We start from the raw sequence: 494 nt of genomic DNA, 5'->3' as shown, positions 1-494 counted from the left end.
CAAGGACGCTCCGTGGAGCCGTTGTCCTCGCAGTTGTCGTCGGCGCTGTTTCGACGGTGCTGCTCTCGGTGCTATTGATGCCGCTTTGGCTCGGTGCAGTCGGCTACCCGTTCACGCCGGCGTTCCCCGATCTTACGATGCCCGAGAAGCTCTGGAGTATCCTCGGTCATGTCATCTACGCGCTCCCAGCAACGGTCGGGTACGCGCTCGTCATGAGGCGGTGAGGCCCCTGTACTTGTTGAGGACATCTCCCTTTGGCCTCCTCTCCTCGCCGGATTTGCAGCGCTGTTCGCCGGTGTTGACGCGTCCGTGACGAAGAAGCGGCCGAGCGACACTCCTGGGGCTGTCGACTGGGCCGCAATGGTGTTGCTCGTCGGCACCGGTATCGGTCTGAGTTCGCTTGGGACAACACAGTTCCTGTCTGGTGCGGGATTTGGGACGGAGATGCTTGTCCTCTCGGGGATTTCGTACGGATAGACATCGAGATTCTCTAG

General features: G+C 60.9%; 1 protein-coding gene and 1 pseudogene. Both read left to right on the top strand.

Annotated elements, in window-relative coordinates; all coding sequences use genetic code 11:
• Positions 1–224: pseudogene (locus DVK01_RS21230) on the top strand (hypothetical protein); the annotation flags it as partial.
• 85 nt (positions 225–309) lie between these two features.
• The gene (locus DVK01_RS21995; protein ID WP_158598801.1) at positions 310–477 is read left to right on the top strand and encodes a hypothetical protein; all 168 of its coding nucleotides are present in this window, start codon (positions 310–312) and stop codon (positions 475–477) included.
• Positions 478–494: the final 17 nt, after the last annotated feature.

The organism is Haloarcula sp. Atlit-120R (assembly GCF_003665885.1).
GTDB classification, from domain to species: domain Archaea; phylum Halobacteriota; class Halobacteria; order Halobacteriales; family Haloarculaceae; genus Haloarcula; species Haloarcula taiwanensis.
This window is presented reverse-complemented; position numbering and strand designations above follow the sequence as displayed.